The 19,943-nt window shown below is 60.7% G+C and carries 17 protein-coding genes; 8 read left to right on the top strand and 9 right to left on the bottom strand.

Features of this window, described 5'->3' with window-relative positions:
* Positions 1-23: 23 nt before the first annotated feature.
* The 7 genes from KUF73_RS06640 to KUF73_RS06610 form a co-directional block, all read right to left on the bottom strand.
* Positions 24-791, bottom strand: coding sequence for an IclR family transcriptional regulator (locus KUF73_RS06640; RefSeq protein ID WP_218437248.1), 768 nt, complete (start codon positions 789-791; stop codon positions 24-26).
* 82 nt (positions 792-873) lie between these two features.
* On the bottom strand, positions 874-2,325 hold the full coding sequence (locus KUF73_RS06635) for an amidase (protein ID WP_256345466.1): 1,452 nt from the start codon (positions 2,323-2,325) through the stop codon (positions 874-876).
* Positions 2,319-3,629 (bottom strand): citrate-proton symporter, encoded by a 1,311-nt coding sequence (locus KUF73_RS06630; RefSeq protein WP_218437247.1) that lies wholly within the window; start codon positions 3,627-3,629, stop codon positions 2,319-2,321. Before KUF73_RS06630 ends, KUF73_RS06635 begins: the two co-directional genes overlap by 7 nt.
* Before the next feature lie 158 nt (positions 3,630-3,787).
* Positions 3,788-4,963, bottom strand: coding sequence for a M20 aminoacylase family protein (locus KUF73_RS06625; RefSeq protein ID WP_218437246.1), 1,176 nt, complete (start codon positions 4,961-4,963; stop codon positions 3,788-3,790).
* A 329-nt stretch (positions 4,964-5,292) separates the two neighbouring features.
* Positions 5,293-5,622 (bottom strand): amidase, encoded by a 330-nt coding sequence (locus KUF73_RS06620; RefSeq protein ID WP_218437245.1) that lies wholly within the window; start codon positions 5,620-5,622, stop codon positions 5,293-5,295.
* Entirely contained in the window at positions 5,619-6,713 is a 1,095-nt protein-coding gene (locus KUF73_RS06615; RefSeq protein ID WP_218437244.1) for a serine hydrolase, read from the bottom strand. The genes KUF73_RS06620 and KUF73_RS06615 overlap by 4 nt, the downstream gene beginning before the upstream one ends.
* Positions 6,714-6,902: 189 nt before the next feature.
* Positions 6,903-7,781: an acyl-CoA dehydrogenase family protein gene (locus KUF73_RS06610; protein ID WP_218437243.1), complete on the bottom strand. Its 879-nt coding sequence runs from the start codon at positions 7,779-7,781 to the stop codon at positions 6,903-6,905.
* Positions 7,782-7,936: 155 nt separating this feature from the next.
* Between KUF73_RS06610 and olsB the strand changes: the two genes are divergently transcribed.
* Positions 7,937-8,692: an L-ornithine N(alpha)-acyltransferase gene (olsB, locus tag KUF73_RS06605; RefSeq protein ID WP_218437242.1), complete on the top strand. Its 756-nt coding sequence runs from the start codon at positions 7,937-7,939 to the stop codon at positions 8,690-8,692.
* Positions 8,692-9,486, top strand: a complete 795-nt coding sequence (locus KUF73_RS06600; RefSeq protein ID WP_218437241.1) for a lysophospholipid acyltransferase family protein — start codon at positions 8,692-8,694, stop codon at positions 9,484-9,486. Before olsB ends, KUF73_RS06600 begins: the two co-directional genes overlap by 1 nt.
* 105 nt (positions 9,487-9,591) lie before the next feature.
* On the opposite strand, the gene KUF73_RS06595 is transcribed toward KUF73_RS06600, so the two are convergent.
* On the bottom strand, positions 9,592-10,161 hold the full coding sequence (locus KUF73_RS06595; RefSeq protein WP_218437240.1) for an ACP phosphodiesterase: 570 nt from the start codon (positions 10,159-10,161) through the stop codon (positions 9,592-9,594).
* A 170-nt stretch (positions 10,162-10,331) separates the two neighbouring features.
* Here KUF73_RS06595 and KUF73_RS06590 point away from each other — a divergent pair, with 170 nt between their 5' ends.
* The 3 genes from KUF73_RS06590 to KUF73_RS06580 are packed head-to-tail and all read left to right on the top strand — an operon-like array spanning position 10,332 to position 12,914.
* Entirely contained in the window at positions 10,332-10,634 is a 303-nt protein-coding gene (locus KUF73_RS06590) for a helix-turn-helix transcriptional regulator (protein WP_218437239.1), read from the top strand.
* A gap of 35 nt (positions 10,635-10,669) precedes the next feature.
* Positions 10,670-11,836, top strand: a complete 1,167-nt coding sequence (locus KUF73_RS06585; protein ID WP_218437238.1) for an MFS transporter — start codon at positions 10,670-10,672, stop codon at positions 11,834-11,836.
* Positions 11,837-11,864: 28 nt separating this feature from the next.
* Positions 11,865-12,914, top strand: a complete 1,050-nt coding sequence (locus tag KUF73_RS06580) for an alkene reductase (protein ID WP_218437237.1) — start codon at positions 11,865-11,867, stop codon at positions 12,912-12,914.
* A 345-nt stretch (positions 12,915-13,259) separates the two neighbouring features.
* Here the strand turns inward: KUF73_RS06580 and emhR are convergent, their stop codons facing one another.
* Positions 13,260-13,892, bottom strand: a complete 633-nt coding sequence (emhR, locus tag KUF73_RS06575) for an efflux system transcriptional repressor EmhR (RefSeq protein ID WP_218437236.1) — start codon at positions 13,890-13,892, stop codon at positions 13,260-13,262.
* A 267-nt stretch (positions 13,893-14,159) separates the two neighbouring features.
* Here emhR and emhA point away from each other — a divergent pair, with 267 nt between their 5' ends.
* Genes emhA through emhC form a run of 3 tightly spaced genes read left to right on the top strand, consistent with a single transcriptional unit; the run spans position 14,160 to position 19,942 of the window.
* Complete coding sequence (gene emhA / locus KUF73_RS06570) at positions 14,160-15,317, top strand: efflux RND transporter periplasmic adaptor subunit EmhA (protein ID WP_218437235.1); 1,158 nt, start codon at positions 14,160-14,162, stop codon at positions 15,315-15,317.
* Between the two features lie 3 nt (positions 15,318-15,320).
* Positions 15,321-18,482, top strand: a complete 3,162-nt coding sequence (gene emhB, locus KUF73_RS06565) for an efflux RND transporter permease subunit EmhB (protein WP_218437234.1) — start codon at positions 15,321-15,323, stop codon at positions 18,480-18,482.
* Entirely contained in the window at positions 18,482-19,942 is a 1,461-nt protein-coding gene (gene emhC / locus KUF73_RS06560; protein WP_218437233.1) for an efflux RND transporter outer membrane subunit EmhC, read from the top strand. The genes emhB and emhC overlap by 1 nt, the downstream gene beginning before the upstream one ends.
* Position 19,943 lies beyond the last annotated feature (1 nt).

Here is a 19,943-nt window from a genome sequence, read left to right as displayed (position 1 = left end):
CGGAGGCTGCGATCTTTTAAATGTCACATCATCTGTTGCACATCACCAATGGTCGCGGCCAGGCTGCTCAGGTGCAGGCTCAGCACCCGTTCCACCGGCGCCTGGTCCATTGGCCAATGCAGCGCCATGCTGCCGACCAATCGGCCGTCGGCATGAATGGGCAAGGCCACTGCGCGAATCAGAAACGGCAAGCGCACCGGGTATTCCCAGTGACCTTCGGTGCGCTGGCCAAAGCCCTGATGCAGGGCCTGTTCAGCGGTGCTGTACAGATGTTCATCGGTCAGCCGTTCACGTTCTGCCAGCCGCTCCACTTCATGACTGTCCAGCTCGCCCAGACAGGCACGGCCCATGGCCGAATGAAACAGGCTGGCATGGTGGCCGACGATCTGGCAGTTGTTTGGATAACGCTTGCGCAGGGCCGTAGGGATCGCACTTTCCATGACTTCGATTCGCTCGCCGTCGAAGCACGACAGGTCGGCCACCAGCCCGGTGCGCTCACTCAACTCCAATAACAACGGCGCGGCATTCTCCACCAGCCGCCGCTTGAAACGCTGCTGGCTGTCGCCGAACAAGCGCTTGGCGCACAACCGGTAACGCCGGTCGCTCAACCCCCGATAGACCCAGCCCTGCTCCTGCAAGGTCAGCAACATCCGCGAGACCGTGGCCTTGGGCAGGCTCGTCAGATAGTGCAACTCCTCCAGGCCCAACGCCTGATGCTCGCCCAGCAACTCGACGATCGCGAGGGCGCGCTCGACGGAACGTACGCTGCCGGTTTCTGCCTTGCTGTCCATGTGTTCGATCTCCCTAAGCCCGGATGGATGATCACTTGCTGTTTATAAAATGCAAAGCAAGTTACGCGCCCGTCCGGCACGCTCAGGCTTTTTGCAGACAGCCGGGCGGTCGACGCTTCACCCATTGCGTCAGTTGCTCATGGGCATAAGCCAGTTGCAGCACGGCGCGGTCGGCCTGGGCCGGGCCAATGATTTGCAGGCCCATCGGCAACCCGGCCGGATTGAAACCCACCGGCACATTCATGCTCGGCAAACCGGCCAGGGTCGGTCCGATCACCACCTCCATCCAGCGGTGATAGGTGTCCATGGTCTGCCCGCCGACGACGCGCGGCCAAGGGGTTTGTGCATCAAAAGGGAACACTTGCGCGGTGGGCAACAGCAGAAAATCGTAACGTTCGAACAACTCGGCCAAGGCTCTATACCAGTGGCTGCGAGCGAGCGACGCCTGATACACATCCGCCGCCGTCAGGTGCAGTCCGCCTTCGATTTCCCACTGGGCTTCGGGTTTGAGCTGCTCACGTTTCTGCGGATCGGCATATAACGCACCGAGGCTGCCTTGCACCAACCAGTGCCGGTGCACCAGCCAGGTTTGCCACAGGCGTTCCATGGAGAAATCCGGCTGGCAGGCTTCAACCTTGCACCCCAGCGCCGCAAAGTCCTGCAACGCCGACTCGCACAGGCTCAATACGCCGGGGTCCATCGGCAGGTAGCCGTTGTAGTCGCCCAGCCAACCCAGGCGCACATCGTTGAAGTCCTGCAGCAGCGACTGGTAAAAAATTTCCGGGTCTTGGGTCAATGACAACGGCACGCGCGGATCGTAACCGGCCTGGGTGCCGAGCAACCGCGCGACATCGATCACGCTGCGGCCCATCGGCCCTTCGGTGGCCAGTTGCTGAACGAACACCTCCGGTGCCGGACCATGGGGCACGCGGCCCTGGGACGGGCGAAAACCGAAGACGTTGTTGAACGCCGCCGGGTTGCGCAGCGAGCCCATCATGTCGCTGCCGTCGGCCACCGGCAGCATGCGCAATGCCAACGCCACTGCCGCGCCGCCGCTGCTGCCGCCGGCAATCAATGTCGGATCGTAGGCATTGGTGGTGGTGCCGAAGACGCTGTTGTAGGTCTGCGAGCCGAGGCCGAATTCCGGGACGTTGGTCTTGCCAATGATGATCGCCCCACAGTCGCGAACCCGCGCCACGCTGATGGCGTCGTGTTGCGGAACTTGCTCGGTGAACAGCGGCGAGCCCAGGGTGGTGCGCAATCCGGCGGTCGCCGCCAGGTCCTTGATGGCTTGCGGCATACCGTGCATCCAGCCCCGGGACTGGCCTTGGTCCAGTTGTCGGTCGCAGATGTCGGCCTCTGCCAACAGTTCCTCGGCCGAACGCAGGGACACCAGCGCGTTGACCTGCGGGTTGAACCGCTCGATCTGCGCCAGATACGCCTGCATCACTTCACGGCACGACACTTGCCGCGAGTGGATGGCCCAGGACAATGAATCGGCGTCCATTTCAACAATCGGATGGATGCTCAAGATTTCACCTCAAGGTTAAGTTCGACGGATTTCCTGGCACGCGGTGCCTCCTGCATGCAGTAAGTACCCAGCAGCGTCAGCAGGCAAGCGAACAACACGTAGAAGGACGGCGCCACCGGCGTTGCCAACGCCTTGCTCAGCCAGGTGACGATTAGCGGCGCGAAACCGCCGAACACCATGACGGCGACGTTGTACGCCACCGACACTCCGGTGGAGCGCACTTCGATCGGAAACTGCTCGGCCAGCGCCGTTGGTGCCGGGCCAAAAAAACCGCCAATCGCGCTGCACAACAATAGTTGCATCACCAGCAAACGTTCGACCGATGGCGCGGCCGCCACCCACACGTACAGCGGATACACCATGACGAAAAACGCCAGGGTGAAGGCCATCAACACCGGGCGCCGGCCGAGGCGGTCCGACAGCGCGCCGGACAACGGAATGACCACGGTCATCACCGCCACTGCGATCATCTGCACCAGCAGCACCTTGTCCAGCGGCAACCCAAGGTTCTTGTGGGCGAACGTCGGCATGTTCACCAGCACTACGTAAAACGACACCGTCGCGCCGCACGCCAGGCCCATCGACACCAGAATACTGCGCCGGTGTTCGCGGATCACTTGCAGCAAACCCGGGCTCTCGCCTTTGGCCAGTTTACGCGCTTCGAGAAACTCCTCCGGTTCCTCCATGTGTTTGCGAATCCACAGCCCCACCGGGCCGATCAACAAACCGATCATGAAAGGGATCCGCCAGCCCCAACTGTCCAGTGCTTCGGCGGAAAGCAGATGGGTGAACAACGCCACCATCCCTGCCCCGGCAAACACCGCCAGGCATTGCCCGACCAACTGCCACGAGCCATACAACCCCTTGCGATGAGCCGGTGCGCTTTCCACCAGGAACGCCGTGGCGCTGGCGTATTCGCCGCCGGTGGCGAAGCCCTGGAGCATCCGCGCAACCACGATCAACAACGGCGCGCCCATGCCGATGGCGGCATAGTTCGGCGCAAAGGCGATCAGTGCGATGGACACCGTCATCAGGCGGATGATCATCTGCATCGCCGCTTTACGGCCTTTGCGGTCCGAATACATGCCTAACAATATGCCGCCAACGGGGCGCATGAAAAAGCCGACGCCGAAAGTCGCCAGGGCCATCAGCAGGGACGCGTATTCGTCCTCGGACGGGAAAAACTGCCGGGCAATGATGCTCGCCAAAAAGCCGTAAACGATGAAGTCATACCATTCCAGGGCATTGCCGATAACGGCCGCGATCACCTGCCGGGTACGCGAAACGCCTGAGCTCGAAGTCTGCATAGGGAACTCTCCAAAAACCTGTTGGGTGACAGCGGGCGCAACGTGCAGGAAATTTGTAGGAGCGAGCCTGCTCGCGATGGACCAGAGCGCGACGCGTTTATCCGACAAACACGCGTCATCGTTAACGTCCATCGCGAGCAGCCTCGCTACCACAGGGGTCAGGCCGGCTTGAGCCAGCTCTCGGTCAGCGCGCCCCAGTACGCCGCGCCGGTCAGCAGGATGTCGTCGTTGAAGTCATACGCGGGGTTATGCACCATCGGCCGCGACACGCCGTTGCCGATGAACAGGTAGGCGCCGGGACAGCGTTGCAGCATCCAGGCGAAGTCTTCGCTGCCCATGAGTTTGGGTGTGTTGCCATCCACCGCCTCGGCACCGACCAGCTCGACACCGACCTGGCGGGCGAACTCGGTTTCTACGGCGTGGTTGACCAGCACCGGATAGGCCGGACGGTGTTCGATTTTCGAGCTGCAACCGAAACTGTGGGCCTGGGATTCGATGATTGCGCGCACTCGTTCGAGGGTCTGTTCACGCACCTGGGCATTCAACGCCCGCAGGCTCAAGCGCAAGATCGCCTGTTGCGGAATGACGTTGGCCGCTTCCCCGGCCTGCAAAGCACCGACCGTCACCACCGCTGCCTGCTGCGCATCAATGTTGCGCGCGACCACGGTTTGCAGGGCCATGACCACACTGGCTGCCGCCACCAGCGGATCGACCGCCAAGTGCGGCATTGAGCCGTGACCACCGACGCCTTCGATCGTCACCGTGAGCAAATCCTGCGAGGCCATCATCGGTCCTTCGCGAAAGCCCAGATGCCCCGCTGGCAGGCCTGGCATGTTGTGCATGCCGAAAAGCGCATCGCACGGGAAACGTTCGAGCAGGCCGTCGGCGAGCATCGCTTCGGCGCCACCCTGGCCTTCTTCGGCGGGCTGGAAAATCAGGGTCAGGGTGCCATCGAACTGACGGGTCGCCGCCAGGTAACGCGCCGCGCCGAGCAACATCGTGGTGTGGCCGTCATGCCCGCAGGCGTGCATGCAGCCTTGATGCTGGCTGCTATAGGCCGCGCCGGTATTCTCGATGATCGGCAGCGCGTCCATGTCGGCTCGTATCCCGAGTTTGCGCGAGCTGTCGCCATTGCGCAGCACGCCAACCACGCCGGTCTTGCCGATCCCGGTATGCACCTCGTAACCCCATTCAGAAAGGGATTTGGCCACCAGCGCCGAGGTACGGTTTTCCTCGAAGCCGAGTTCCGGGTGGGCGTGGATGTCATGGCGGGTGGCGTGCAGGTCGCTGGCCACGTCGCTGAGCCAGGCAAGGATGTGCTGATGTCGGGTCATGTCGAATGTCCTCGGGCCGGGTGTATTCCCGTTCTTTTTGTTCGCTGTGATTTCGCGACACATCAAGGCAGGTCGCGCTCACCGCCAGATAACCGCGAGTCGCGCGCGAGGACAATCGAATGTGGTTCCACGGTGTGGAACCTGAGGAAAGGGAGCTGTGGCAATGGGGACTCTGTGGCGAGGGAGCTTGCTCCCGCTGGAGCGCAAAGCGCTCCCAAACCCAGGCGCTGGATTACTTCAGGTAAAACTTATGATTAGGTATTGCGACTGCTGCGCAGCCGAGCGGGAGCAAGCTCCCTCGCCACAAAAGTGTACTTTGCACCAAAATATCAATTCTCCAGGCGGCAACCCTGATGCTCGCCAATCCACACGGCGCTATTGCTGCGCCCCAAGCCGCTGACGGTGATGCGCTTGCTCGCGGCGTCATCGGTGAAGCCGCTGGTGGGCACCCACTGTTTCACGTACCCGTGGCAGTACTCGGCGTTGTTGTGCATCACGTAACGACATGAGCAATATTCCTTGGCGGTGTAGGCGCTGATGATGTCCGGGAACGCCCCCAACGCCACCCGTTCCTGCCAGATCCAGCCGAACAGGACGATCAGCAAAATCAGCAGCAACGTGCTGAACGGCCGGCGTAGAACAAAGTGGCGTCGGTTCATGGCTGCACCTTGCGGGCAAAGACTTTGAGCACAAGTTTGAGCAACTCGTTGTCCTGGTAACTGTCGTCTCGGTCATCGCCATAACGCACGATCACCAGGTTTTCGCTAGGGATCACATACATCGCCTGCCCCCAATGACCCAGCGCGGCGAAGGTATCGGCAGGCGCGTCAGGCCAGGGTCGTTTTGCGCCCTCGACCTCACGGTTGAGCCACCATTGACCGCCGGGAGCGGCGTCGTCTTCATTGGCGTGGTAGCGGGCGAACGGTTGAAGGTTGAAGGAGACCCAGTCTTTGGGCAGCAATTGGCGCTCGCCCCAGCGACCGTCACGGGCCATCAACAACCCGACCCGCGCCAGATCCCGCGCGGTGAGATAGGCATAGGACGAGGCAACGAAGGTCCCCGTGGCGTCGCTTTCCCAGACGGCATGACGAATGCCCAGCGGATCAAACAGCGCGGTCCATGGATAATCCGCATAGCGATTCGGGCCGACGATGGTTTTCAAGGCGGCGGACAACAGACCGCTATCACCGCTGGAATAACGAAACCTCTGTCCCGGCGTGGCATACGCCTCGTGATCGGCGGTGAATGCCGCCATGTCGTGGTGCCCACGGGTGTAAAGCATGGCGACAACAGAGGACTTCAACGGTGCGTATTCATAGTCTTCCTGCCAGTCCAGGCCCGAGGCCCAGTGCAGCAGGTCGGCCATGGTGATGTCCGGGTGTTTTTGCAGCGCAGGGTAGAACTTGACCGCCGGGTCCTGCAGTTGGAACCGGCCTTCGCCATAGGCCACGCCGAGGATCGTGGCCATCAGGCTCTTGCTGATAGACCAGGTCAGGTGCGGCGTTTCGGCAGTCGTCGGGCCGGCGTAACGTTCGAAAATCAACTGACCGTCGCGGATCACCAACAAGGCATCGGTGCGAATGCCCTGGCGGGTCGTGTCATTGCGCGGTGGGAAGGCGTACCGCTCCAGGGCCTGAAGCGCCGGCCCGGTGACCATCGGGCCGTTTGCCCATTGCTCGGCGGGCCAGTTTTCAGCGTGGGCCGCGAGACTGAGCAGCAGCAGGAAAAACAGGGGCAAGCCTTTGGACATGGCGTGGGCTCGTGGGGGGTAACTTGCTGAGCCTAGCCCATCTAAATGACGGTCCCTGTAGGAGCTGCCGAAGGCTGCGATCTTTTGATCTTTTTTTTCGAGGCAATCAAGATCAAAAGATCGCAGCCTTCGACAGCTCAGGGGAATGCGTTTCAAATGTGGGAGGGAGCTTGCTCGCGATGAGGCCTGTCAGATCGCCGCCAACGCCTTGGCCAACCGCTTGCCCCGCGCGCCCGCCGCCAAATCCATCACCGCCTGATCGCGCTGCCACATCTCGGCCCACAACGGCGGGCCTTCGACCAGCGCGTCATGGATTTCAGCCTTGAGCCCCTCAAACTGCGCAAACAATCCGCCCAGCAACACATGCCCCGCCGGATTGCTCGGTGCCTGCCGGCTGACTTCCGCACAACCGGCCAGCAGCGCCAGCAAACGCAATTGCAAACTTTGCGACCAATCGCTGTCCTGACCGACGCCATACAGCCAGGCCGTCATGGCGCTCAGCACATAGATGTCTTCCAGGGTACGGAACGGTTTGACGTACGCATCCCAACCATCCCCCGCCAGCAATTCACACAATGCGTTATCCAGAAACAACCGGCCGTGGCTGATGTCCGGCATCAAAGGAATCGCTGGAAGCTTTTCCACCCGCACGCCGGGCTCGTCGGGATACACCACCGCCAGGCTCAGGCGCGGTTCGCCGCCGGGCTCTTCACTGCGGGCGGCAACCAGTAGCCAATCGGCGGCATCACCCGCAGTGACGAAATCCTTGCGCCCGCTCAGGCGCAAACCGCTCAGCCGCGTTTGCATGTCAGCCGGGCGCAGGCTGCGCTGCTCAGTCGCGCACAGCGCGCCCAGGCTCAGCGGCGCGCTCGGCCACAGCATGCGCAACGCCGCCTGATACCCCACCAGAAACGCCAGCCCCGGCGTCGCCATCATTCGTGCACCGGCCACCGCCAGTTCGAACGGGGTGACGCTACCCAAGTGGTGCAGCAGGGTGGCAAAGCCTTCGCCCAAGTCCGGGTTGGCGGGCAAGCGCTCGCGGCGATTCAACAGGTTTTGCCAGGGCATAAGAGGCTCCTTGTGGGCTGTCATATAAGCATCACCAAAGCTTAACGGCGATGACACCGGGGCTACATAGCCTGACTTTGCACAACAAGGCTGGATAAAGAAAGTCGATCCGCTGTAACCCTGAGACGGGTGAGCAGCCCGCACGGAGATTCGCCATGACTCAGATCGCCCGCATCAGCGACACCGCCAACGAACGCCGCCTGCAAGCCGAACGTCTGATAGGCGCCGAGGCTTTGCAGGAAGCCCAGGCCTTGCGCTTCAACGTGTTCAGCGGCGAATTCAACGCCAAACTCAAAGGCGCGGAACTGGGTCTGGACATGGATGACTACGATGTTCACTGCGCCCACATCGGCGTGCGTGACTTGAACACCGGGCGTTTGGTAGCGACCACCCGTTTACTCGATCACACCGCCGCCAGCAGCCTGGGCAAGTTTTACAGCGAAGAAGAATTCAGCCTGCATGGTCTGGTCCATCTGCAAGGCCCGATCCTGGAAATCGGTCGCACCTGCGTCGATCCGGCTTACCGCAACGGCGGCACCATCGCCGTACTCTGGGGCGAATTGGCCGAAGTCCTGAATCAGGGCGGCTACAGCTATTTGATGGGTTGCGCGAGCATCCCGATGCAGGACGGTGGCATCCAGGCCCACGCGATCATGCAGCGTCTGCGCGAGCGCTACCTGTGCACCGAACACCTGCGGGCCGAGCCGAAAAAACCGCTGCCGACGCTGGATATTCCCTCGAACGTGATCGCTGAAATGCCGCCGCTGCTCAAGGCCTACATGCGCCTGGGTGCGAAGATCTGCGGCGAGCCGTGCTGGGACGAAGACTTCCAGGTCGCCGATGTGTTCATCCTGCTCAAGCGCGACGAGCTCTGCCCGCGTTACGCCAAACACTTCAAGGCGGCTGTGTAATGAGTCGATTGCGCGTGTACGCGCGAATTGCGCGAGTGCTGCTGGTAGTCGCGCTCGGCCTGAGCATGGCCACTCTGTTCGGCGTGTTTGAGCGCTTGGGGCTGGCCCATTCGATGGTGCGTCGCCAGCGCTGGTCACGGTTTTTCATGGCGCGGTTGAGCAATGCCCTGCCCTTCAACGTAACCGTTCACGGTGAGCTGCCGAAGACGCCGATGCTGTGGGTCAGCAATCATGTGTCCTGGACCGATATCCCGTTGCTGGGAATGCTCACGCCGTTGTCGTTCCTGTCCAAGGCCGAAGTGCGCACCTGGCCGGTGGCTGGCTGGTTGGCGGCCAAGGCCGGCAGTCTGTTTATTCGCCGCGGCTCGGGCGACAGTCAGTTGATTCGCAAACAGATGACCCGTCACCTGGAGCAGGAACATCCGCTGCTGATGTTCCCGGAAGGCACCACCACTGATGGCCGTTCGTTGCGTACTTTCCACGGTCGTTTGTTGTCAGCGGCCATCGACTCTGAAGTGGCACTGCAACCGGTGGCGATCCGTTATGTGCGCGACGGTGAACCCGACACGCTGGCACCGTTCATTGGCGATGATGATTTGTTGTCGCACCTGATGCGCTTGTTTGCCAACGACCGCGGCGAGGTGGAGATTCATCTGCTCAAGCCGATCGAATGCCAAGGACGGGAGCGTGCGGCGCTGGCGTTCGAAGCGCAGCAGGCGGTGCAGAAAGTGTTGTTTGGTGATGTTGCCAAACCTGCTGAACCACGGCGTACCGGCGAGCTGATCGCCGCATAAGGCTCTTGTAGGAGCGAGGCTTGCCCGCGAAGAACGATAACGCGGTGTCTCATTACACCGAGGCGTTCCCTTCGCGGGCAAGCCTCGCTCCTACAGAGATTGATGTCATCGGTTCCTGGCAAAATCCTGCAGTTGCGGATAGAACAATCTGAAATCCTCGCTCAACGGCTCATACAACGTCCGCAATTCCTGCATCGCAGCAGCCAGTTCTTCCGGCCGGGTCAGGCGCCGGGAAATCCCCCGCAACACCTGATCCAGCACTTCAAACGCCTGGTACGACCCCAACCAGTCATTGGCCACCATGTGCGGCACAATCTTCGCCAGGCGCTCCGGCAGTTGCGGTTGGTTGGACAGCACCCGGTACACGTCCGAGGTGAATTGCTCCAGCGGCCGGTCCGCATACAGCGCCCAGTCCCGCGCCAGGCAATGGTCGAAGAACACGTCGAGGACGATCCCGGCATAGCGCCGACGCGTCAGGGAAAACCGCGACAACGAAACATCCACCAACGGATGGCGGTCGGTGAATACGTCGATGCTGCGATGCAACTGGATGGCCGCCTCGATCTCGGGATCGAACTGCCCTTGCAGCCGTCCTTTGACGAAGTCGCCATACAGACTGCCGAGCCATTGACCGGGACGCTGGCCACCGAGGTGTAGATGTGCGAGATAGTTCATGGGCGCAGCTTAGCACTGCCCTCTTGCATCGTTACAATCCATGTATCGTTATAACTCGATATATCGAATTATGAGTTGGTCAGAGCCAAATCATATTTGTATATCGCGAAATACCGATTTAAAGTTCGCCCCATCGCGATATAGCGTTTTACTCATCACGAGCCCACACCATGACCCTCAATCTCGACGAAATAATAAAAGCCCTGGCGCACCCGGTACGGCGAGAAATCCTGCACTGGCTCAAGGACCCGGACGTCGAATTTCCAGACCAGTCCCACAGCAACGAGCACGGCGTTTGCGCCGGGCAGATCGATCAACGTTGCGGTCTGTCGCAGTCCACGGTGTCCGCACACCTGGCGACGCTGCAACGCGCCGGCCTGATTAGCAGCCGCAAAGTCGGCCAGTGGCATTTTTTCAAGCGCAATGAAGAAACCATTCAGGCGTTCCTCGAAACCTTCAGCAAAGAGCTCTGACCCTTTACGTCAGTCAGCCGAAAAGGAATTACACAATGCCCCTCTCGCTACTCATTCTGGCCTTGAGCGCCTTCGCCATCGGCACCACCGAGTTCGTCATCATGGGCTTGCTGCCTGATGTGGCGGCGGACCTTGGTGTGTCGATCCCCGGTGCCGGCTGGCTGGTGACCGTTTACGCCTTGGGCGTGGCCATCGGCGCGCCGTTCATGGCGCTGGCCACCGCCAAACTGCCGCGCAAGGCCGCTTTGGTCGCGCTGATGGGCATCTTCATTATCGGCAACCTGCTTTGTGCGGTAGCCAGCGATTACAACGTGCTGATGATCGCCCGCGTGGTGACGGCCCTGTGCCACGGTGCCTTCTTCGGTATTGGCTCTGTGGTGGCGGCAGGCCTGGTGCCGGCCAACAAACGCGCTTCCGCCGTGGCCCTGATGTTCACCGGCCTGACCCTGGCCAACGTGCTTGGCGTTCCACTGGGCACCGCGCTCGGTCAGCAAGCGGGCTGGCGCTCGACCTTCTGGGCCGTGACAGTGATTGGTGTGATTGCACTGATCGGCCTGATCCGCTTCCTGCCCGCCAAGCGTGATGAAGAGAAACTCGACATGCGCGCCGAACTGGCAGCGCTCAAGGGGGCTGGCATCTGGTTGTCCCTCAGCATGACGGCACTGTTCGCGGCCTCAGTGTTCACCCTCTTTACCTACGTCGCGCCGCTGCTGGGCGAAGTCACCGGCGTCTCGCCCCGTGGCGTGACCTGGACCCTGATGCTCATCGGCCTGGGCCTGACCGTCGGCAACATCATCGGCGGCAAGCTGGCAGACAAAGGTTTGGCGGCAACGCTGATTGGCGTGTTCATCGCCATGGCGGTGATCTCCACCGTATTGACCTGGACCAGCGTCGCGCTCATCCCAACCGAAATCACTCTGTTCCTCTGGGCCACCGCTTGTTTCGCCGCCGTGCCGGCGCTGCAAGTCAACGTAGTGACCTATGGCAAGGCTGCACCGAACCTGGTTTCGACCCTGAATATCGGCGCTTTCAACGTCGGCAACGCCTTGGGCGCCTGGGTCGGCGGCAGCGTCATCGCCCACGGTTTCGGCCTGACCAGCGTGCCGCTCGCGGCAGGCGCACTGGCGGTGCTCGCCCTGCTGCTGACCCTGATCACTTTCCGCCAGAGCGGCGATCCCGAACTGGCCCCGGCTACTAACTGATTCACTTACCTCACAAGGGTTGTATTGCATGACGACTATTTTCGATCCGATCAAACTGGGCGACCTCGAGTTGGCCAACCGCATCATCATGGCTCCGCTGACCCGCTGCCGCGCCGACGAAGGCCGCGTGCCGAACGCGCTGATGGCCGAGTACTACGTACAACGCGCCTCCGCCGGCCTGATCCTCAGCGAGGCCACTTCGGTCACGCCGATGGGCGTCGGCTACCCGGACACCCCGGGCATCTGGTCCAACGACCAGGTGCGTGGCTGGGCCAACGTGACCAAAGCAATCCACGGCGCGGGCGGCAAGATTTTCCTGCAACTGTGGCACGTGGGCCGGGTATCGCACTCGTCGTACCTGGGCGGTGAAGCGCCGGTCGCACCGAGCGCCATCCAGCCAAAAGGCCACGTCAGCCTGGTTCGCCCACTGTCTGACTACCCGACGCCGCGCGCGCTGGAAACCGCTGAAATCGCCGACATCGTCGACGCTTACCGCGTGGGTGCCGAGAACGCCAAGGCTGCCGGTTTCGATGGCGTGGAAATCCACGGCGCCAACGGCTACTTGCTCGACCAGTTCCTGCAAAGCAGCACCAACCAGCGCACCGACAACTACGGCGGCTCCCTGGAAAACCGTGCGCGCCTGTTGCTGGAAGTGACCGACGCCGCCATCGAAATCTGGGGTGCCGGCCGCGTTGGCGTGCACCTGTCGCCGCGTGCCGACTCCCACGACATGGGCGACGACAACCTGGCGGAAACCTTCACCTACGTGGCTCGTGAGCTGGGTAAGCGCGGCATCGCGTTTATCTGCTCCCGCGAAAAAGAAGGCGCTGATAGCCTCGGCCCGCAAATCAAAGAAGCCTTCGGCGGCCCGTACATCATCAACGAACGCTTCTCCAAAGACAGCGCCAACGCCTGGCTGGCCGCTGGCAAGGCTGATGCCGTCGCCTTCGGCGTGCCATTTATTGCCAACCCGGATCTGCCGGCGCGCCTGAAAGCCGATGCACCGCTGAACGAAGCACATCCGGAACTGTTCTACGCAAAAGGCCCGGTCGGCTACATCGATTATCCGACGCTGTAAGCTTCACCCGTTGAAATGCAAAAAGCCCCGACTCGAAAGAGCCGGGGCTTTTTGTTGAACACGGCCCCTGTAGGAGCTGCCGCAAGCTGCGATCTTTTGATCTTGATTTGGTGATATGGCCATTGCTGAAGATCAAAATATCGCAGCCTTCGGCAGCTCCTACAGGGGCGGCGCAATGATTCGCCACACTGGCGACACAAAATTCCTACAAAATACTGAGCTTGCTACCTGTAAACCCGGCGAGTGTGCGTATATAAAAGCACCCCATCACCTCAGAACGGGTGAAGAACTGTTCATTTACAGAACCAGCGGTTGACACACGCGAAACCGATTAAGCATTTTGTTTCACTTACGCAGGCTGGGGCTCAGGCGCAGCATGTCCAACCCGGCATCGACCCAACGTTCTGCCTCGGTATGCAGTTCAAAACTGTCGGGGGCCAATAGCCACTGATACAACATGCCATCAATGTAACCATGCAAGCAGATGGCCGCACGGGCGGTGTCGAGGTTTTCCGGCAGTTGCCCGCGATTCACCGCATTGGTCAGGGCCAGGGCGATGCGTACGTTGCAGTCGAGGCTGACCTCGCGGCGCTGCTGGCGCAGGTCGCACATTTCATCGGTGAATTCGCACTTATGAAAAAGAATCTCATTGATGCGTCGGGTTTTCGGGTCCATGGCAACTTGATGAAACAAATGAATCAACAGTTCGCGCATGCAACCCAGTGGGTCGAGTTCATCCTCGCTCTCGCTGGCCTTGGCCATTTCGTCCAGTGGCTCATGCAAGGAATCCAGCATGGCCTGGACCAGGTCCGCCTTGTTGCTGAAATGCCAATAGATAGCCCCGCGAGTGACGCCGGCCAGGGTCGCGATGTCCGCCAGTGTCGTGCGCGCCACGCCCCTTTCATAAAAGGCTTTTTCGGCCGCTTCGAGTATCTGACTGCGGGTTTCTTGAGCTTCCTCTTTGGTACGACGGACCATGGCAGTACAACCTCAATCAGGATGCTTCAGCGATGTCTGAATATCAGCTGAATAAAAGTGGGGCGAGCGCTCTTGGGTATCGTCCCCGGGCCTACAATTCCAACCTTCCAGCGGCGTCTGTAACGGCGTGCATACACAGTCAAGGTATTTACAAACAGCCGTGAACGTAAGTATATTCATTAGCATGCTACTTATCCACCCGGCACCCATTTTTTAACCTTCCATCTTTTCTTGTGCGTGTTTTGCGCGCCTGACCCGAGGATCTTCATGCAATTCAAGCCAGCTGTTACCGCCCTGGTCGCCGCCGTCGCCCTGGCATCGCTGCTCAGTGGATGTAAAAAAGAAGAGGCAGCTCCGGCCGCACCACCGCCTCAGGTCGGCGTCGTTACCCTGCAACCCCAAGCCTTCACCCTGACTTCCGAGCTTCCGGGACGTACCAGTGCGTTCCGCATTGCTGAAGTTCGCCCGCAGGTCAACGGCATCATTCTCAAGCGCCTGTTCAAGGAAGGCAGCGACGTCAAGTCTGGCCAGCAGCTGTACCAGATCGATCCGTCGGTCTACGAGGCGACGCAGAAGAGTGCCGAAGCCAACCTGCGTTCGACCAAGTCGATTTCCGACCGCTACAAGCAACTGGTCGATGAGCAGGCCGTCAGCCGTCAGGAATACGACACCGCCGTGGCCAACCGCCTGCAATCGGAAGCCGCGCTGCAAACCGCCCAGATCAATGTGCGCTACACCAAAGTCTACGCCCCGCTCACCGGCCGCATCGGCCGTTCTTCGGTCACCGAAGGCGCGCTGGTCAGCAATGCCCAAGTCGACGCAATGGCGGTGATTCAGCAAATCGACCCGATCTACGTTGACGTCACTCAGTCCTCGGTCGAGCTGCTTGAGCTGCGCCGGGAGCTGGAAAGCGGCCGCCTGCAAAAGGCCGGCGACAACGCCGCGACAGTCAAGTTGACCCTCGAAGACGGCAGCCAGTACAAACTGGACGGCAAACTCGAATTCTCCGAAGTCTCGGTCGATCAGACCACCGGCTCCGTAACTCTGCGCGCTGTGTTCCCGAACCCGGACCATACCCTGCTGCCAGGCATGTTTGTGCATGCTCAATTGCAAGCCGGTGTAAACAGCGCCGCGATTCTGGCTCCACAGCAAGGCGTGACCCGCGATCTAAAAGGCGCCCCGACCGCACTGGTCGTTGGCCCGGACAACAAAGTCGAACTGCGTCAGCTCAAGGCCAGCCGCACCGTCGGCAGCCAATGGCTGATCGAGGACGGCCTGAAGGCCGGCGATCGCCTGATCACCGAAGGGCTGCAATTCGTCAAACCTGGCATCGAAGTCAAAGCCAGTGAGGCGACCAACGTTGGCGCAAAGAACCCGGCCCCCGCACAGGCAGCTGACAAGGCTTCCAGCGGCAAAGGGGAGTAAACCATGTCGAAATTTTTTATCGACCGTCCGATTTTCGCCTGGGTAATTGCCCTGGTGATCATGCTGGTCGGGGCACTCTCGATTCTCAGACTGCCAATCAACCAATACCCGAGCATTGCGCCACCGGCCATTGCGATTCAGGTGACTTACCCAGGCGCGTCCGCACAAACCGTGCAGGACACCGTGGTGCAAGTGATCGAGCAACAGCTCAACGGTATCGACAACCTGCGTTATGTCTCGTCGGAAAGTAACTCCGACGGCACCATGACCATCACCGCGACCTTCGAGCAAGGCACCAACTCCGATACCGCGCAGGTTCAGGTCCAGAACAAACTGAACCTGGCCACCCCGCTGCTGCCGCAAGAAGTGCAGCAACAGGGTATCCGCGTGACCAAGGCAGTGAAAAACTTCCTGCTGGTAATCGGCGTGGTATCGCGTGACGGCAGCATGACCAAGGACGACCTGTCCAACTACATCGTGTCCAACATGCAGGACCCGATCTCGCGGACCGCCGGTGTCGGTGACTTCCAGGTGTTCGGCTCCCAGTACGCCATGCGTATCTGGCTCGACCCGGCCAAGTTGAACAACTTCAACCTGACTCCGGTGGATGTGAAAACCGCAATCGCCGCACAAAACGTGCAGATCTCGTCCGGCCAACTCGGCGGCCTGCCCGCCCTGCCTGGCACACAGCTGAACGCGACGATCATCGGCAAGACCCGCCTGCAGACCGCTGAGCAGTTCAATAAAATCCTGCTCAAGGTCAACAAGGACGGCTCTCAGGTTCGCTTGAAAGATGTCGCCGATGTCGGTCTGGGTGGTGAGAACTACAGCATCAACGCTCAGTTCAACGGCGCCCCGGCTTCCGGTCTGGCAGTGAAACTGGCCAACGGTGCCAACGCCCTCGACACCGCCAAAGCCCTGCGCAAAACCATCGACAACCTCAAGCCGTTCTTCCCGCAAGGGATGGAAGTGGTGTTCCCGTACGACACCACTCCAGTGGTGACCGAATCGATCAAGGGTGTGGTTGAAACCCTGGTCGAAGCGATCGTGCTGGTGTTCCTGGTGATGTTCCTGTTCCTGCAAAACTTCCGCGCCACCGTCATCACCACGATGACCGTGCCAGTGGTGTTGCTGGGTACGTTCGGCATCCTCGCGGCAGCCGGTTTCAGCATCAACACCCTGACCATGTTCGGTATGGTCCTGGCTATCGGCTTGCTGGTGGACGACGCCATCGTCGTGGTGGAAAACGTCGAACGGGTGATGAGTGAGGAAGGCCTGTCACCCAAGGAGGCCACCAAGAAATCCATGGGGCAGATCCAGGGTGCACTGGTCGGTATCGCCCTGGTGCTGTCGGCGGTATTGCTGCCAATGGCGTTCTTCAGCGGGTCCACCGGTGTGATCTACAAGCAGTTCTCGATCACCATCGTCTCGGCCATGGCCCTGTCGGTAATGGTTGCGCTGATCTTCACCCCGGCGCTCTGCGCCACCCTGCTCAAGCCGATTCCGAAAGGTGAGCACGGTACGCCGAAACGCGGTTTCTTCGGCTGGTTCAACCGTAACTTTGACCGAGGCGTGCGCAGCTACGAGCGCGGCGTGGGCAATATGCTCGCGCACAAGGCCCCGTATCTGCTGGCGTACTTGCTCATCATCGTTGGCATGATCTGGCTGTTCACCCGCATTCCAACGGCGTTCCTGCCGGAAGAAGACCAAGGTGTACTGTTCGCCCAAGTGCAGACCCCGGCCGGTTCGACTGCCCAGCGTACTCAAGTGGTCGTCGACCAGATGCGTGAATTCCTGCTGCGTCCGGGCAAGGATGGCGGTGAAGGCGATGCGGTGAACTCGGTGTTTACCGTGACCGGCTTCAACTTCGCCGGCCGTGGCCAGAGCTCGGGTATGGCGTTCATCATGCTCAAGCCGTGGGGCGAACGTAATGCCGACAACAACGTGTTCAAAGTAGCGGCCCGTGCCCAGCAGCACTTCTTCACCTTCCGTGATGCCATGGTGTTCGCTTTCGCACCACCGGCGGTACTGGAACTGGGTAACGCCACCGGTTTCGACGTGTTCCTGCAAGACCGCGCCGGTATCGGTCACGACAAACTGATGGCTGCTCGCAACCAGTTTCTCGGCATGGCGGCGCAGAGCAAAGTCCTGTCGCAGGTGCGCCCGAACGGTCTGAACGACGAACCGCAATATCAATTGGAAATCGACGACGAGAAGGCCAGTGCCCTGGGCATTACCATCGCCGACATCAACAACACCTTGTCGATCGCACTGGGCAGTAGCTACGTCAACGACTTCATCGACCGCGGTCGGGTGAAGAAGGTTTACGTGCAAGGTCAGCCCGGCGCTCGTATGAGCCCCGAAGACCTGAAGAAGTGGTACGTGCGCAACCGCGAAGGCACCATGGTTCCGTTCTCGGCGTTCGCCAAGGGTGAGTGGATCTACGGTTCACCGAAACTGGCCCGATACAACGGTGTGGAAGCGATGGAAATCCTCGGTGCCCCGGCACCCGGTTATTCCACCGGTGAAGCCATGCTTGAAGTCGAAGCCATTGCCAAGAAATTGCCTGCAGGCGTGGGCATTTCCTGGACGGGCCTGTCGTACGAGGAACGTCTGTCCGGTTCGCAAGCGCCAGCGCTGTATGCCCTGTCGCTGCTGATGGTGTTCCTGTGCCTGGCGGCGTTGTATGAAAGTTGGTCGATTCCGATCGCGGTGATGTTGGTGGTGCCGCTGGGGATCATCGGTGCACTGATGGCCACCAGCCTGCGCGGCTTGTCCAACGACGTGTACTTCCAGGTGGGCCTGTTGACGACCATCGGTCTGGCGGCGAAAAACGCCATTCTGATCGTCGAATTCGCCAAGGAACTGCACGAGCAAGGACGAAGCCTGCGCGATGCGGCAATCGAAGCCTGCCGCATGCGTCTGCGACCGATCATCATGACCTCGCTCGCGTTCGTCCTCGGCGTGGTACCACTGGCGATATCCACCGGCGCAGGCTCGGGTAGCCAGCATGCGATCGGTACCGGGGTAATCGGCGGTATGATCACCGCCACCGTACTGGCGATCTTCTGGGTCCCACTGTTCTTCGTCACCGTGTCGGCCATGGGTCAGCGTAAAAAAGCCGACCAGGATGACACCACTGAAACTCCTAAAGAGGCTGGCTAATGAGCAAGTCGCTACTCTCCCTGGCAATCGCCGCGTTCGTGCTCGGTGGCTGCTCGCTGATACCTGATTATCAGCAGCCTGAAGCACCGGTGGCAGGCCAATACCCGCAGGGCCCGGCGTACTCGCCGGCCCAGGCGCCCGCCCAGGCGGCTGCGGAGCAAGGCTGGAAGCAGTTTTTCCATGACCCGGCGCTGCAACAGCTGATTCAGGTCGCCCTGGAAAACAACCGTGACCTGCGTGTCGCGGCCCTGAACATCGATGCCTTTGCGGCTCAGTACCGCATTCAGCGCGCCGATCTGTTCCCGGCCGTTTCGGCCAATGGCACCGGCAGCCGTCAGCGCGTTCCGGCCGACGTTTCACAGACCGGTCAGGCGGGCATCACCAGTTCCTACTCGGCCACGGTCGGTATCAGCGCTTATGAACTCGACCTGTTCGGTCGGGTTCGCAGCCTGAGCGAACAAGCACTGCAACAGTACTTCTCGACTGAAGAAGCGCGTCGCAGTACCCAGCTCAGCCTGGTGGCCAGCGTTGCCAACGCTTACCTGACCTGGCAGGCCGACAAGGAACTGCTGAAAGTCACTCAGGACACGCTTGGTGCCTTCGAGGAGAGCTACAAGCTCACCGCCCGCAGCAACGAAGTGGGTGTGGCCTCGGCACTGGACCTGGCGCAGTCGCGTACCTCGGTGGAAAACGCCCGTGCGCAACTGGCCCGTTACACTCGCCAGGTCGCCCAGGATGAAAACAGTCTGGTCCTGCTGCTCGGCACCGGCGTCCCCGCCAACCTGGCAGCGGCTAAACCGCTGAGCGACGACCTGCTGAGCGACGTGCCGGCCGGTTTGCCATCGGACTTGCTGCAACGTCGCCCGGATATCCTCCAGGCCGAATACAACCTCAAGGCGGCTAACGCCAACATTGGTGCAGCACGCGCGGCGTTCTTCCCGAGTATCAGCCTGACCGCCAATGCCGGGACCCTGAGCCCGGACCTGTCCGGTCTGTTCAAGGGTGGTTCGGGCACCTGGTTGTTCCAGCCACAGATCAACCTGCCGATCTTCAACGCCGGCAGCCTGCGCGCCAGCCTGGATTACTCGAAAATCCAGAAAGACATCGGCGTGGCGAACTACGAGAAATCCATCCAGACCGCCTTCCAGGAAGTCGCCGATGGCCTGGCCTCACGCGGGACCTACACCGATCAGGTGCAAGCCCAGCGTAATCTGGTCAGCGCCAACCAGGACTACTACCGTCTGGCCGAGCGGCGTTACCGCATCGGGGTCGACAGCAACCTGACGTTCCTCGATGCCCAGCGCCAGTTGTTCGCATCTCAACAGTCGCTAATCACCGACCGTCTGGCGCAATTGATCAGCCAGGTCAATCTGTACAAGGCACTGGGTGGTGGCTGGAATGAACAGACGGCGAAGAATGAGCCGTTGAAAGAAGAAGCGCCGAAGATGAGAATGTTTTGAT

The sequence above is a fragment of the Pseudomonas sp. PD9R genome, from assembly GCF_019200975.1.
In the GTDB taxonomy this organism is placed as follows: Bacteria; Pseudomonadota; Gammaproteobacteria; order Pseudomonadales; family Pseudomonadaceae; genus Aquipseudomonas.
This window is presented reverse-complemented; position numbering and strand designations above follow the sequence as displayed.